At 65.4% G+C, this 13,419-nt stretch carries 13 protein-coding genes; 7 read left to right on the top strand and 6 right to left on the bottom strand.

Annotated elements, in window-relative coordinates; all coding sequences use genetic code 11:
• Positions 1–31: 31 nt before the first annotated feature.
• Together F9929_RS04330 and kdsA are read left to right on the top strand one after the other, a co-directional pair.
• The gene (locus F9929_RS04330) at positions 32–1,369 is read left to right on the top strand and encodes a nucleotide sugar dehydrogenase (RefSeq protein ID WP_152045320.1); all 1,338 of its coding nucleotides are present in this window, start codon (positions 32–34) and stop codon (positions 1,367–1,369) included.
• A 77-nt stretch (positions 1,370–1,446) separates the two neighbouring features.
• Positions 1,447–2,283 (top strand): 3-deoxy-8-phosphooctulonate synthase, encoded by an 837-nt coding sequence (gene kdsA, locus F9929_RS04325; RefSeq protein WP_152045319.1) that lies wholly within the window; start codon positions 1,447–1,449, stop codon positions 2,281–2,283.
• 57 nt (positions 2,284–2,340) lie between these two features.
• On the opposite strand, the gene F9929_RS04320 is transcribed toward kdsA, so the two are convergent.
• Entirely contained in the window at positions 2,341–2,523 is a 183-nt protein-coding gene (locus F9929_RS04320; RefSeq protein ID WP_152045318.1) for a DUF2934 domain-containing protein, read from the bottom strand.
• A 249-nt stretch (positions 2,524–2,772) separates the two neighbouring features.
• Here F9929_RS04320 and glcF point away from each other — a divergent pair, with 249 nt between their 5' ends.
• Positions 2,773–4,068, top strand: coding sequence for a glycolate oxidase subunit GlcF (glcF, locus tag F9929_RS04315; RefSeq protein ID WP_152045317.1), 1,296 nt, complete (start codon positions 2,773–2,775; stop codon positions 4,066–4,068).
• 51 nt (positions 4,069–4,119) lie between these two features.
• On the opposite strand, the gene F9929_RS04310 is transcribed toward glcF, so the two are convergent.
• Together F9929_RS04310 and F9929_RS04305 are read right to left on the bottom strand one after the other, a co-directional pair.
• Entirely contained in the window at positions 4,120–4,842 is a 723-nt protein-coding gene (locus tag F9929_RS04310) for a L,D-transpeptidase (protein ID WP_407922201.1), read from the bottom strand.
• A 350-nt stretch (positions 4,843–5,192) separates the two neighbouring features.
• A complete protein-coding gene (locus F9929_RS04305) occupies positions 5,193–6,062 on the bottom strand; it encodes a L,D-transpeptidase (RefSeq protein ID WP_235919031.1) in 870 nt (289 codons plus the stop codon).
• 161 nt (positions 6,063–6,223) lie between these two features.
• Here F9929_RS04305 and F9929_RS04300 point away from each other — a divergent pair, with 161 nt between their 5' ends.
• The 4 genes from F9929_RS04300 (at position 6,224) to hisG (ending at position 10,283) form a co-directional block, all read left to right on the top strand.
• Positions 6,224–6,853, top strand: a complete 630-nt coding sequence (locus F9929_RS04300) for a DNA-3-methyladenine glycosylase I (RefSeq protein ID WP_152045316.1) — start codon at positions 6,224–6,226, stop codon at positions 6,851–6,853.
• Between the two features lie 106 nt (positions 6,854–6,959).
• A complete protein-coding gene (gene hisS / locus F9929_RS04295; RefSeq protein ID WP_152045315.1) occupies positions 6,960–8,450 on the top strand; it encodes a histidine--tRNA ligase in 1,491 nt (496 codons plus the stop codon).
• Positions 8,451–8,457: 7 nt separating this feature from the next.
• On the top strand, positions 8,458–9,588 hold the full coding sequence (locus F9929_RS04290; protein WP_235919029.1) for an ATP phosphoribosyltransferase regulatory subunit: 1,131 nt from the start codon (positions 8,458–8,460) through the stop codon (positions 9,586–9,588).
• Complete coding sequence (gene hisG, locus F9929_RS04285) at positions 9,585–10,283, top strand: ATP phosphoribosyltransferase (protein WP_152045313.1); 699 nt, start codon at positions 9,585–9,587, stop codon at positions 10,281–10,283. The genes F9929_RS04290 and hisG overlap by 4 nt, the downstream gene beginning before the upstream one ends.
• A 496-nt stretch (positions 10,284–10,779) precedes the next feature.
• On the opposite strand, the gene fumC is transcribed toward hisG, so the two are convergent.
• From fumC to F9929_RS04270, 3 genes are all read right to left on the bottom strand, one after another.
• A complete protein-coding gene (gene fumC / locus F9929_RS04280; RefSeq protein WP_152045312.1) occupies positions 10,780–12,171 on the bottom strand; it encodes a class II fumarate hydratase in 1,392 nt (463 codons plus the stop codon).
• A gap of 138 nt (positions 12,172–12,309) precedes the next feature.
• Positions 12,310–12,495: a CsbD family protein gene (locus F9929_RS04275; protein ID WP_152045311.1), complete on the bottom strand. Its 186-nt coding sequence runs from the start codon at positions 12,493–12,495 to the stop codon at positions 12,310–12,312.
• Between the two features lie 99 nt (positions 12,496–12,594).
• Positions 12,595–13,365 (bottom strand): sulfite exporter TauE/SafE family protein, encoded by a 771-nt coding sequence (locus tag F9929_RS04270; RefSeq protein ID WP_152045310.1) that lies wholly within the window; start codon positions 13,363–13,365, stop codon positions 12,595–12,597.
• Positions 13,366–13,419 lie beyond the last annotated feature (54 nt).

The following is a 13,419-nucleotide window of genomic DNA, read 5'->3' as shown; positions in this document are numbered from 1 at the left end:
ATCCGCCTAACACAATGCTAGACCGGCGGTCATGACGGAAACCATGACCGCCGGCCTTCTGGCCCGCATCGAAAAACGCGACTACGCGGTCGGCATCGTCGGCCTCGGCTATGTCGGCATTCCGCTGGCGCTGACGGCCTGCCGCGCCGGCTTTCGCGTGATCGGCTTCGATATCGACGCCCCCAGAGTCGCGCAGATCAATGCCGGCGAATGCGTCATCAGCCACATCCCAACCGACGCCATGGCGGAAGCGGCGGCCAACGAGCGCTTCGAGGCGACCACCGACTTCACCCGCCTGGGCGAGGCCGACGCGATCCTGATCGCGGTGCCGACGCCCTTGTCGAAGCAGCGCGAGCCCGACCTTTCCTTCGTGGAGCGGACCGCCGACGAGATCGCCGCCCGCCTTCGCCCCGGCCAGCTCGTGGTGCTGGAATCCACCACCTGGCCCGGCACCACGGCGGAGGTGCTGCTGCCGCGCCTGGAGCGATCGGGTCTCAAAAGCGGCCGCGACTTCTTCCTCGCCTTTTCGCCGGAGCGCGAGGACCCCGGCAACCGCGATTTCGCGACATCCTCGATCCCGAAGGTGGTCGGCGCCGATGAGCCGCAAGCGCTCCAACTCGCGCTCGCGCTCTACGGCGCGCTGGTGACGACCGTGGTTCCCGTTTCATCGGCCGCCACGGCGGAAGCCGTCAAGCTGACGGAGAACATCTTCCGCTCGGTCAACATCGCCCTCGTGAACGAGCTGAAGCTCATCTACGACAAGATGGGAATCGATGTCTGGGAAGTGATCGAGGCGGCGAAAACCAAGCCCTTCGGCTTCATGCCCTTTTATCCCGGCCCCGGTCTCGGCGGACACTGCGTGCCCATCGACCCCTTCTATCTGACCTGGAAGGCGCGCGAGTTCGACGTCACGACGCGCTTCGTGGAACTCGCCGGCCAGATCAACACGATGATGCCGCATTACGTGGTGGATCGGCTCGCCGAAGCCTTGGACCGCACCAGCGGGCGCGGACTGAAGGATGCGGAAATCCTCGTGATCGGCCTCGCCTACAAGAAGAACATCGAGGACACGCGCGAAAGCCCCTCGCTGCGGCTGATCGACATTCTCGACAAGCGCGGCGCGCAAGTTTCCTACCACGACCCCTTCGTGCCGGTGATCGGCCGCATCCGCGCCCATCCGGCGCTGGCGGGCCGGGCGTCGGTGGATTTGACGCCCGAAAGCCTCGGCCGCTTCGACGCCGTCCTGATCGCCACCGACCACGACACGGTGGACTACCCTGCCCTCGCCCGCCATTCGCGCCTCGTGGTCGATACCCGCAACGCCCTCGCCAAGGCCGGCGTCACGGGGGGCAACGTGGTGAAGGCGTGACGCCTATCGGCTTGAACGGGACCGGCATTGCCGCTAGGCCCGGTGCCGAAGCGGGACCGGCCTGAAGGAGCATCGACATGGACGCAGCATCGAATCCGAAGGAATTCACCGTCGGCGACATCCGCTTCGGCAACCACCTGCCCTTTGTCCTGATTTCCGGTCCCTGCCAGATCGAGACCCGCGACCACGCCTTCATGATCGCCGACAAGCTGGCCGCGATCGCTCAGGGCTCGGGCGTGCCCTTCGTGTTCAAGGCCTCCTACGACAAGGCGAACCGCACTTCGCTCGGTGGAAAGCGCGGCATCGGCATCGAGGAAGGCCTGCGCGTTCTCGAAGGCGTGCGCGAGCGCATCGGCTGCCCGGTTCTCACCGACATCCACGACATCCCGCAGGCGAAAGCCGCCGGCGAGGTGGTGGACATTCTCCAGATCCCCGCCTTCCTGTCGCGCCAAACCGACCTTCTGATCGCGGCTGCCGAAACGGGCCGGGCGGTGAACGTGAAGAAGGGCCAGTTCCTGGCGCCCTGGGACATGGCGAATGTCGCGGCCAAGCTCGCTCAATCGGGCAACGAGCGGATCATGCTGTGCGAGCGCGGCGTGTCCTTCGGCTACAACACGCTGGTCACGGATTTCCGTGCCCTGCCGATCATGGCGGAAACCGGCTATCCGGTGGTGTTCGACGCCACCCATTCGGTGCAGCAGCCGGGCGGGCGTGGCGGTTCGTCGGGCGGGCAGCGCGAATTTGCACCGGTTCTGGCGCGCGCGGCCGTGGCGGTGGGCGTCGCGGCCCTCTTCGTGGAAGCCCATGACGACCCGGACAACGCGCCGAGCGATGGCCCGAACATGCTGCCGCTCGAATGGATGCCGGGTTTCCTGGAGATGATGAAGCGGCTCGACGCCGTGCGGAAGGGCTGAAAGCCTCCCTTCCCTGATATGGCGGCACGCCCGAAGGCGTGCCGCCATCCGTGATCCTCAGCGGGCGACGGAGCGCGGCTGGGCCTGCGTTTCCATGCGCTTGGCCTTCAGTTCGCCCTCGATCTCGTTGGAAGCGGCGGCCCAGAAACGATGCTCCTCGCCATTGGGCCGGCCGGCCTTTTCCCAAAGAAAATAGGCCAGACGCCGCACATCCTCGTCCCTGTCCAGCGATGTCGTCATGGCGTTTCTCCCGAATCGGTTTCCTGACTGAATGTAAAGGAGAAGTCCGGCGGGAGAAGTGCTCTGCGGGCCCGATGCGGCAGGTGAAACGTTTTTCATGAGCGCCTTCATGACCGGACGATGAACGAGCTTCCGATGTGGGGCCCGTTTCGTTAATTTCGCGATAGGATCGAGGGTCGAAAGCGGCGGATCGCGTTAAATTCCTGCCCCGCCGACTTGCCCGATATCCATCCCGTCGAAGGCCGTGCCATGCAGACGAATTTCGCCCCGTCCCAGCTTGCCGATCCGGATGTGGCGCATTCGGAAAAGATCCTTCGCAAATGCGTGCATTGCGGCTTCTGCACGGCGACCTGCCCGACCTATCTGACGCTCGGCAACGAGCTCGATAGCCCACGCGGGCGCATCTACCTGATCAAAGACATGCTGGAGAGCGGGCGGGCGGCGGACGAGACCGTCGCGACGCATATCGATCGCTGCCTGTCCTGCCTGTCCTGCATGACCACCTGTCCGTCGGGCGTCGATTACATGCATCTGGTGGACCACGCCCGCGTCCATATCGAGCGCACCTATCGCCGCCCCTTGCCCGACCGGTTGATCCGCGCGCTGCTGGCCTTCGTGCTGCCCTATCCCAGGCGCTTCCGGGCGAGCTTGACGCTGGCGAGACTGGCGCGGCCGCTGGCCCCTGTGCTCGACCGGGCGAAACCCCTGAAGCCGCTGGCCGCCATGCTGCGCCTCGCGCCGAACCGGAAGCCGGCGCGCGCGAAGGAAGCCCCTCTCCCTTCTTCGAACCGCCGCGTCGCCATTCTTTCCGGCTGTGCGCAATCCGTTCTCGATCCGGAAATCAACGCCGCCGCGACGCGTCTTCTCGCCCGGTTCGGCATCGCCACCGTGCCGGCGCCCGGCGAAACCTGCTGCGGGGCGCTGGTTCATCACATGGGCCGGGAAACCCAGGCGAGAGACTTCGCCAGGCAGAATATCGAGGCTTGGGAGCGATTGATCGAGGACGGCGGTCTAGACGCGATCCTGGTGACGACATCGGGCTGCGGCACCACAGTGAAGGACTACGGTCACATGCTGCGCGAGGACCCGGCCTATGCCAGCCGCGCAGCGCGCATCTCGGGCCTTGCCCTCGACATCAGCGAATATCTGGCGCGACTCGATCTGCCCGAACCCGAGCACAAGGCCGGTCTCGTCGTCGCCTACCATTCGGCCTGTTCGATGCAGCACGGCCAGCGCGTCACGCGCCAGCCCAAAGCGCTTCTGTCGCGCGCCGGCTTCGTTCTGCGCGACGTGCCGGAAGGCCATATCTGCTGCGGTTCGGCGGGAACCTACAACATCCTTCAGCCGGAGATCGCCGCAACCTTACGCGACCGCAAGATCGCCAACATCCTGAAAACCGCGCCGCAATGCGTGGCGACCGGCAATATCGGCTGCATCACGCAGATCGGCTCGAAGCTCGGCCTGCCGATCCTCCACACGGTGCAGCTTCTCGACTGGGCCTATGGCGGCGAGCGCCCGGCGGCGCTGGTGGCATCCGGCCCATAAAAAAGGCGGCGTCCGCGAAGACGCCGCCCTTTCGATCGAAGGAGACTGCGATCAGCCGCCGAAAATCGCGTCCAGGAAGTTGCGGCCGCCGCCCTCGGCGTAGATCTGGTTGCGGCCGGCGCCATTGGCGTCGATCACCACGACCTTGGTGCCCGAGTCGACGCGGCTGTAAAGGTCCTGCACGTCCTCGTTCATCATGCGGATGCAGCCCGACGACATGCTCTGCCCGATCGTCCAGGGCTGGTTGGTGCCGTGGATGCGGAACAAGGTGTCCCGGCCGCCCTGGTAAAGGTAGAGCGCGGCTGCGCCGAGCGGGTTCTCCGGTCCGCCGGGCATGAAGGTCGGGATCACGCGCTTGTTCTGCACACGCTCGCGGACGATCATCTCCTTCGGCGGATACCAGTCCGGCCACACGGCCTTGCGGCCGATCTTGGCGTCGCCTGACCAGCCGAAGCCCTCGCGCCCGACGCCGACGCCGTAGCGAGTCGCCTTGCCGTTGCCCTTCACGTAGTAGAGGTAGTGCTTTTCCGAATCCACGATGATCGTGCCCGGCGCTTCGGCCGTGTCGATGCGAACTTCCTTCCGCATGAACTGCTTGGCGGGCTTGCGCATCATCGCCGACATGCGGCGCGCCGGGTCCATCGAGGCCGGCTCCCAGCGGTTGTCGGCGTAGTTGTAGCGCATCTCCTCGGCATGGGCGGACGGGGCGAGGAGCGCCGGACCGGTCAGGCCGACAAGGAGGGCAAGAGCGATCCGCAGCTTGGTCGTCTTCATCGAGAATCCTTCGATCGTGAACATGAGAAGGGTCGAACAAGGCGCCGCCGGAATGCTGCCGCCTCGTCTTCGAGCCGGGGACGAAACCTGCTGGGGTCGGCTGGCCGGGTCTTTCCGCCGAATGACGTCGTTGCGAATGCTCGCCGATGCCCCGGCATCGACTGCGCTTCGCTCCTCGTCCTCCGACGAAAATCCCTCGTCCATCCTCAGCCTGCAGGTTTCGTCCCCGGCTTTTGGTGTTTCAAAGCTTTAGCCTCGCGAGCATTTCCGCAAGGCGAGATCGGGGCGCGAGGCCGCAGCTCCCGACGCTGTGATCGCCTGATGCATGCATTTACCGCGCGCTGTGGCCCTTAAAGCACGATCACGTTCGTGCCGACCGCAACGCGCTCGTAGAGATCGGTGACATCCTCGTTGCGCATGCGGATGCAGCCGGAGGAAACCGCCTTGCCGATGGACCAGGGCTGGTTCGTGCCGTGGATGCGGTAAAGCGTCGAGCCGAGATACATGGCGCGCGCGCCGAGCGGGTTCTCCGGCCCGCCGGCCATCTGGATGGGCAAGATGCGGCCTTTCTGGCGCTCGCGCTCGCGCATCTGCGACGGCGGCGTCCAGGTCGGCCATTCGCTCTTGCGCGTCACGCGGTGGCGGCCGGCCCATTCGAAGCCCGGCTTGCCGACGCCGACGCCGTAGCGCCGCGCCGTGCCGCCCTCGCCCACGAGATAAAGGAACTTGGCATTGGTATCGATCACGACCGTTCCGGGCCGCTCGCCGCCGGAATAAGAGACTTCCTGCGGCAGGAAGGCAGGATCGAAGGCCGCCGTCCTCGGCGCGATCTTGGCGGCGCGCGGCATGACAGTGGCGGTGCGGACGGCCTGCGCGCGCGGTCGGGCGGCGGGAGCACCCTCCTCCACCACGACGGCGCGTCCCTGCCGGTTGGCGAGATAGCCGAACAGCCCGCCCATGGTGCGCTTCTGCGCCGGCATCTCGGCATAGCCCGGCCGAACGCCCGGCTGCGCCTCGGCGTAACCGGGATAAGCACGGCGCGCGGTGGCGGTTCTGACGCCGCTGCCCGGCGCAAGCTGCGCCAGGGCTTGGCGTTCCTGCTGACGGGACAGAACGACGCCCCGATCCTGAGCGGAGCCCGGAGCGGCGGCGGTGAGAAGGGCTGAAACGGACAGGGCGGCGCTGAGCGAAAAACGGAGGAGCGCGGAACGATTCGACATGACGGACATCTCGCGAGCGGTCGCCCGAACGGGCATCGGATGGCGAGAAAGGTGTCACGCGGGCCCAAGCGAAGGATGAACGATCGCGGCGATCGAAGGGCCTCGCCGGGATAAGATTCAGGTATGGTTGATGGGAAGTTTACGGAGCCGCGAAACGATTCATGAATGAAAAGGAAGCGGGCACCGCCGACACGCGGCCGCGCTGTGGATGGCACGGAAGCGACCCCGCCTATACCGCCTATCACGACAATGAATGGGGCCGCCCGGACGGGGATGAAACGCGGCTTGTCGAGAAGCTCTGCCTCGAAGGTTTTCAGTCCGGCCTGTCCTGGGCGACGATCCTGAAGAAACGCGAGAATTTCCGCGAGGCCTTCGCCGGTTTCGAGCCTGAGCGCATGGCCGAGTTCGGCGAAAGCGAGGTCGAACGCCTTCTCGGCAATCCCGGCATCATCCGCCACCGCGCCAAGATCATGGCCGCGATCAACAATGCCAAGGCGCTGCGGGCCATGCACGAACAAGGGGAATCGCTCGGCGCCCTTGTGTGGAGCTTCGAACCGGCCGGAACCGAGCGCCCGTCGCATGTCGATGGAGAATGGCTGCGGGCCAACCCGCAAACGCCCGCGTCCCTCGCCTTGTCGAAAGCCTTGAAGGCACGCGGCTTCGCCTTCGTCGGCCCGACCACGGCCTATGCCTTCATGCAATCGAAGGGCATCGTGAACGACCACCTTTCCACCTGCTTCTGCCGGGCGGAATGCGAGCGGGACAGGAAGGCGTTTCAGCGGCCGCGCTGAAGCGGCGGATCGACGTTGGATTTCGACGGATGATCCGTTACGACGCGCGCAGGTAAATCAACATTGACGTAATCCGGCAGATGCCGGGGCAGGACTAGACATTCCCATGGCCAGCAAGAAGCCTCAACGCGTCAAGGCGCGGCAGCCGCGCGGCTTTGTCGATCGGACCGCCGACGATCTTTATGCGCAGGAGCGGATGCTCGGCATCATCCGGCGCGTCTACGAGACCTATGGCTTCGAGCCGGTGGAAACGCCGATGTTCGAATATACCGACGCGCTCGGCAAGTTCCTGCCCGATAGCGACCGCCCGAACGAGGGCGTCTTCTCGCTGCAGGACGACGACGAGGAATGGCTGTCGCTGCGCTACGACCTGACCGCCCCCCTCGCGCGCCACGTCGCGGAGAACTTCGAGGACCTGCCGAAGCCCTATCGCTCCTACCGGGCGGGATATGTCTTCCGCAACGAGAAGCCGGGGCCGGGCCGCTTCCGCCAGTTCATGCAGTTCGACGCCGATATCGTCGGCGCGCCGAACGTTTCGGCCGATGCCGAAATGGCCATGATGATGGCCGACACGATGGAAGCCCTCGGCATCCCGCGCGGGCAGTATGTCATTCGCGTCAACGACCGGAAGGTGCTGGACGGCATTTTGGACGGCATCGGCCTCGAAGGGAATCAGCCGCGCCGGCTGACCGTTCTGAGAGCGCTCGACAAGTTCGACAAGTTTGGCACGGAGGGCGTCCGCCTACTTCTCGGTGGGGGCCGCAGAGATGAAAGCGGAGATTTCACCAAGGGCGCGGAGTTACAGGAAGATGCGATCAATACGCTTGTTCGCTTTCTCGAGACTCCAGAGATTGGGGAGTTGTGGGGCATCTTTGAAGAAGGCATCCGCGAGGGACGCCTGGGCGAAGGCCTGAAAGAGCTGTCTGAAATTGCTAACTTTTGCGCTTCTGCAGGCTACGTCGGGCGGGTTCAGATCGACCCCTCCGTCGTGCGCGGGCTCGAGTACTATACCGGCCCCGTCTTCGAGGCCGAACTTCTCTTCCCGGTCGTCAACGAGAAGGGCGAGAAGGTCGTGTTCGGCTCGGTCGGCGGCGGCGGGCGCTACGATGGGCTCGTGTCGCGCTTCATGAGCCAGCCGGTGCCGGCCACGGGCTTCTCCATCGGCGTGTCGCGCCTCCAGACCGCCTTGAAGAATCTCGGCCGCCTCGAAGCCGTGAAGCGAACCGGCCCGGTGGTCGTCACCGTGATGGATCGCGACCGCATGGCCGATTATCAGGCCATGGCGACGACGCTTCGCAACGCCTTGAACGCCCCCGGCCAGCCGGTCGTCCCCGTCGAGGTGTTCCAAGGCAACCCGAAGCAGTTCGGCAAGCAGCTTCAATATGCCGATCGCCGCGACAGCCCTTGCGTCGTGATCCAGGGCGGCGACGAGAAGGCGGCAGGCAAGGTGCAGGTGAAGGACCTGCATCTCGGCAAGGAGATCTCGGAAGGCGTCGAGGACAATGCCGAATGGCGGGCGATGCGTGCCGGCCAGGAACTTGTGGACGAGGCCGATCTGGTGGAAGCCGTGCGCCGCATCCTCGAACGGTCGCGCTGAAACGCCCTTGAACGCCCGTCCCGCCTCCTCGCCCGTCGAGACCGCCCTGTCCGGCATGTTCGCCGGGCTCGGCGCCTATGACATCGACGTGCCGCTGCTTCAGCCGGCCGAGCCCTATCTCGATTCCACCGGCGAGGCGCTGCGGCGACGCATCTTCCTGACGCGCGGCGAGGCCGGCGAGGTCCTGTGCCTACGCCCGGACTTCACCATCCCCGTCTGCCTCGCCCATATCGCGGCGACCAATCCCCTGCCCCGGCGGTATTCCTATCTCGGGCCGATCTTCCGGCAGACCAAGAATGGCGCGCCGGAAAGCCGTCAGGCGGGGCTCGAAGACCTCGGCGACGCCGACAAGGCCGCGGCCGACGCCCGCATTCTGGCCGAAGCGCTGGAAGGCCTCGCCGCCTGCGGTCTCGTCTCCGCCGATCTCGACACGGTTCTGGGCGATCAGGGCCTGTTCGAGGCATTCCTCGAAGGCCTCGGCCTGCCGGGAAGCTGGCAGCGCCGGCTGATCCGCACCTTCGGCGACGAGACGGCGCTGCGCACGGCCCTGGACGATCTCGCGCGCCATGACGGGCGTTCGCTGAAAGGGCTCGACCCGGAGCTTCGCCGCCTCGCGATGCGGCGCGACATGCCGGCGCTGGAAGAAGCGATCGACCGCTTGAAGGAGGAAGGCGGATTGCCGCCCCATTCCGGTCGGGCGGCTTCCGAGATCGCGGCGCGGCTCGTGGAGAAGGTCGCCTTCGCGGCAACCGCTTTGTCGGAGGCCTCGCTGTCGCGCCTCAGCGCCTTTCTGGCGATCGACTGCCCGTTGCCGGAAGCGTCCTCAAGGCTCGCGGCGGTTTGCGGCGACGACATCGATCTTGGGCCCGCGCTCCTTTTCTTCGAGCGGCGGGCCGAAGCGCTGGCGAAGGCCGGTGTCGATCTGTCCGCCATCCGTTATCGCGCCGCCTTCGGCCGGGCGATCGACTATTATACCGGCCTCGTTTTCGAGGCGCGCAAGAAGGGCGCGGACGAGCCGGTGGCCGGCGGCGGGCGCTACGACCGGCTGCTCGCCTATCTCGGCGCGACCGAGCCGGTGCCGGCGGTCGGCGTGTCCTTCTGGCTCGATCGCATCGAGACGACGGGAGCCGCTCGATGACGCTGACCCTCGCCATTCCGTCCAAGGGCCGCATGAAGGAGGACTGCGTCGCGGCCCTCGCCCGCGCCGGTATCCATGTGGAGCCGGCGGCGGATGCGCGGTCCTACCGCACCGCCGTGTCGGGCATCGACGGGCTCGACGTGCTTCTCCTGTCGGCGTCCGAGATCGCGCGCGAACTTCGCGAGGGCGCGGTGGACTTCGGCATCACCGGCGAGGACCTGATCCGGGAATCGACGCCCGATCCCGAAACCCGCCTCGCCTTCGTATCGCGCCTCGGCTTTGGCGGGGCCGATGTCGTGGTGGCGGTGCCGGAAGCCTGGATCGACGTCGACACGATGGAGGATCTCGGCGATGTCGCGGCCGGCTATCGCGCGCGCCACGGCCGCCGTCTGCGCATCGCGACGAAATACTGGCGGCTCAGCCAAGGCTTCTTCACGAGACAACACGGCATCCAGAGCTATCGCATCGTGGAAAGCCTAGGCGCCACGGAAGGCGCGCCGGCGGCGGGCTCGGCCGACATCATCGTCGACATCACTTCCACCGGCTCGACGCTGAAGGCGAACCGGCTGAAGATCCTGTCGGACGGCCTGATCCTCAAATCCGAGGCCTGCCTCGTGATGGCAAGCAAGGACCGGGCGAGCGAGGATGCGTCGGTGGCGGACGAGATCGTCCGGCGGTTTGCTCTAACGACCTGATATAACCCGATAAGCAGGCCGCGACTTCGACTTCACCCTCATCCTGAGCTTGTCGAAGGACGAGGGTGACGCACCAACGTCTGTGCCAAGCGCCCCTGTGCTTCGACAAGCTCACCCTTCGACAAGCTCAGGATGAGGGCTACTGGGAGGCTTTGGGCGGAGAAACTTCATCAGCTTCACCCTCTCCCTGACCATCGGCTTCACCTTTTCCCTCATCCTGAGCTTGTCGAAGGACGAGGATAAAGGTGACGCGCCGACGTGTGTGCCAAGCGCCCTCGTGCTTCGACAAGCTCAGCATGAGGGCTACGGGGAGGCTTTGGGCCGGGAAACGCCTTCATCAGCTTCACCCTTCCCCTTCCCCTCACCCTCACCCTCACCCTCACCCTGAGCTTGTCGAAGGGCGAGGGAAAGGGTGACGCACCAACGTCAGTGCCGAGCACCCCCGATCCTTCGACAAGCTCAGGATGAGGGTGCTGCGCCGTTTTAGCGGCTCGTTTCAGCCCGGCTGGGTCATGGTCGAGGGATCGACGATCCGCTCATAATCCTCTTCCGACACGAGACCCGTCGCCAAGGCTTCTTCCTTCAACGTCGTGCCGTTCTTGTGCGCGGTCTTGGCGATCTTGGCGGCGTTGTCGTAGCCGATGGTGGGGGCCAGCGCGGTGACGAGCATCAGGGAGCGGTTCAGGGCCGCCTTGATGTTGTCTTCGCGCGCTTCGATGCCGGTGACGCAGTTTTCCGTGAAGGAAACGGCGGCGTCGGAGATGAGACGCACCGACTGAAGGAAGTTGTAGGCCATCACCGGGTTGAAGACGTTCAGCTCGAAATGGCCCTGGCTTCCGGCGAAGGTGAGCGCCGCGTGGTTGCCGAAGACTTGGACGCAGACCTGCGTCAGCGCTTCGCACTGCGTCGGGTTCACCTTGCCTGGCATGATGGAGGAGCCGGGCTCGTTTTCGGGCAGTTGCAACTCGCCAAGCCCCGAGCGCGGACCGGAGCCGAGGAAGCGGATATCGTTGGCGATCTTGAACAAGGACGCCGCGACCGTGTTGATCGCGCCGTGGCTGAACACCATGGCGTCATGGGCGGCGAGCGCCTCGAACTTGTTCGGCGCGGAGGTGAAGGCGAGCCCGGTGATCGCGGCGATCTTCTCGGCGACCTTCTCGGCGAAACCCACCGGCGCGTTGAGCCCGGTGCCGACCGCCGTCCCCCCTTGCGCGAGTTGCATCAGGGCGGGCAGGGTCTGCTCGATGCGGGCGATGCCGTTGGCGACCTGCGTGGTGTAGCCCGAAAACTCCTGGCCGAGGGTCAGGGGTGTGGCGTCCTGCGTATGGGTGCGGCCGATCTTGATGATGTGGTCGAACGCCTTCGCCTTCTCGTCCAGCGCCTTGTGCAAAACCTTCAGCGCCGGGACCAGCCGGTGCACCAGTTCCTCGGCGCAGGCGATGTGCATGGCTGTCGGATAGGTGTCGTTGGACGACTGGCTCATGTTGACGTGGTCGTTCGGGTGAACGGGCTTCTTGGAGCCCATCTCGCCGCCGAGCATCTCGATGGCCCGATTCGAGATCACCTCGTTGGCGTTCATGTTGGACTGAGTGCCCGAACCCGTCTGCCAGACCACGAGCGGGAAATGCTCGTTCAGCTTGCCGTCGATCACTTCCTGCGCGGCGGCGACCACTGCGTCGCCCACCGTCGGGTCGAGACGGCCGAGTTCCATGTTGGTTTCGGCGGCGGCGCGCTTCACGACGCCAAGCGCCCGGACGATCGGCAGCGGCTGCTTTTCCCAGCCGATCTTGAAATTGCCGAGGGAGCGTTGCGCCTGCGCGCCCCAATACTTGTCGCTTTCGACCTCGATGGGGCCGAAAGTATCGGTTTCGCGCCGCGTATCGGTCATGATCGTTCCTGCCCGGCTCGGGTTTCGTTTGAAGCCGCTTTGGCATGGAGGCGCAGGCCTTCGCAAGGCGCGAACGAAAACGGCCGCCCCTTTTCGGGACGGCCGTTCTGTCTCCCTGTCGGAGATCGGCAGTCGGGCTTAGTTAAGCTGATCCTTAACCGCCCCTTTGACCTTGCCGTAGTTCTTCTCGGTCTTGCCTTCGGCCTGATCGAGCTTGCCTTCGGCTTCGAGGCGCTCGTTGCCGACCAACTTGCCCGCAGCTTCCTTGATCTTGCCGCCGACTTCCTTGAGACCGCCGGAAGCCTGTTCTTTCTCGACTGCCATCGCCTTAACCTCACTCGTGTCTTCCGCGTCGTCTTCGAGCGGATATGGCAGGTGAACGTTGGCCGGCTCCGTTCGTTCCGGACCCGGCGAACCTTACGATTATTTCATGAGGCCGAAGACCTGCGTGGCGCACAGCGCGAGGATCAGGATGGAGACAACGCGCAGCAGCGTGGTTTCGGGGATGATCCGCACGAGATAGCCGGCGATCGGCGCGACCACGAGGCCGCCGATGATCAGGCCGCTCACCGCGACGAGATTCGACATGAGATCGGGCGCGTCTTCCCAATGCCCGGTGACAATCGCGAAGATGAACGACAGGGAAACGGTGAGCGCGATCAGGAACTCCGCCGTGTTGACGGTGCCGATGACGTAGCGCGGCTGCCCGCCCGCCCCCAGAAGGCCGGAGGTGACGATCGGTCCCCAACCGCCCCCGCCGATGGCATCCAGAAACCCGCCCGTCAGCGCCACCGGAGGCACCACGGCTGCGGGAACCCTTTTCCTCGGAACCCGCCGAAACGAGCGGAACATCAGGAAGGCGCCGATCAGGCCGAGATAGAAGGCCACGAAGGGCTTCAGCACGTCGCCGTCGATGCCGGTGAGAACATATGTGCCCAGAATGCCGCCAAGGACGCCGAAGGGCACCAGCCGCGCGAAAAGCTTCCAGTCGATGTTGCGGTTGACGATATGGCCGGTGCCGGACGCGGCGGTGGTGAAGACCTCCGCCGCGTGGACGGAGGCCGAGGCATGGGCCGGGGGAACGCCGAAGGCCATCAGAACGGTCGAGGAGATCACGCCATAGGCCATGCCGAGAGCGCCATCGACGAGTTGCGCCAGGGCGCCGACAAAGAAGAAGATCAGGAAATCCGACATGAAGCCCTCGGGACGGAACGCGCGCTAATTGCGTCGCGCGCAACCAATTGCCAG

Origin of the sequence: Aureimonas psammosilenae, from assembly GCF_009176975.1 — a bacterium.
Taxonomy (GTDB): Bacteria; Pseudomonadota; Alphaproteobacteria; order Rhizobiales; family Rhizobiaceae; genus Plantimonas; species Plantimonas psammosilenae.
This window is presented reverse-complemented; position numbering and strand designations above follow the sequence as displayed.

Coding starts and splice junctions, on each gene's coding strand:
- F9929_RS04330 (WP_152045320.1), top strand. CDS start 32: ATGACGGAAACCATGACCGCCGGCCTTCTGGCCCGCATCGAAAAACGC.
- kdsA (WP_152045319.1), top strand. CDS start 1,447: ATGGACGCAGCATCGAATCCGAAGGAATTCACCGTCGGCGACATCCGC.
- F9929_RS04320 (WP_152045318.1), bottom strand. CDS start 2,523: ATGACGACATCGCTGGACAGGGACGAGGATGTGCGGCGTCTGGCCTAT.
- glcF (WP_152045317.1), top strand. CDS start 2,773: ATGCAGACGAATTTCGCCCCGTCCCAGCTTGCCGATCCGGATGTGGCG.
- F9929_RS04310 (WP_407922201.1), bottom strand. CDS start 4,842: ATGAAGACGACCAAGCTGCGGATCGCTCTTGCCCTCCTTGTCGGCCTG.
- F9929_RS04305 (WP_235919031.1), bottom strand. CDS start 6,062: ATGTCGAATCGTTCCGCGCTCCTCCGTTTTTCGCTCAGCGCCGCCCTG.
- F9929_RS04300 (WP_152045316.1), top strand. CDS start 6,224: ATGAATGAAAAGGAAGCGGGCACCGCCGACACGCGGCCGCGCTGTGGA.
- hisS (WP_152045315.1), top strand. CDS start 6,960: ATGGCCAGCAAGAAGCCTCAACGCGTCAAGGCGCGGCAGCCGCGCGGC.
- hisG (WP_152045313.1), top strand. CDS start 9,585: ATGACGCTGACCCTCGCCATTCCGTCCAAGGGCCGCATGAAGGAGGAC.
- fumC (WP_152045312.1), bottom strand. CDS start 12,171: ATGACCGATACGCGGCGCGAAACCGATACTTTCGGCCCCATCGAGGTC.
- F9929_RS04275 (WP_152045311.1), bottom strand. CDS start 12,495: ATGGCAGTCGAGAAAGAACAGGCTTCCGGCGGTCTCAAGGAAGTCGGC.
- F9929_RS04270 (WP_152045310.1), bottom strand. CDS start 13,365: ATGTCGGATTTCCTGATCTTCTTCTTTGTCGGCGCCCTGGCGCAACTC.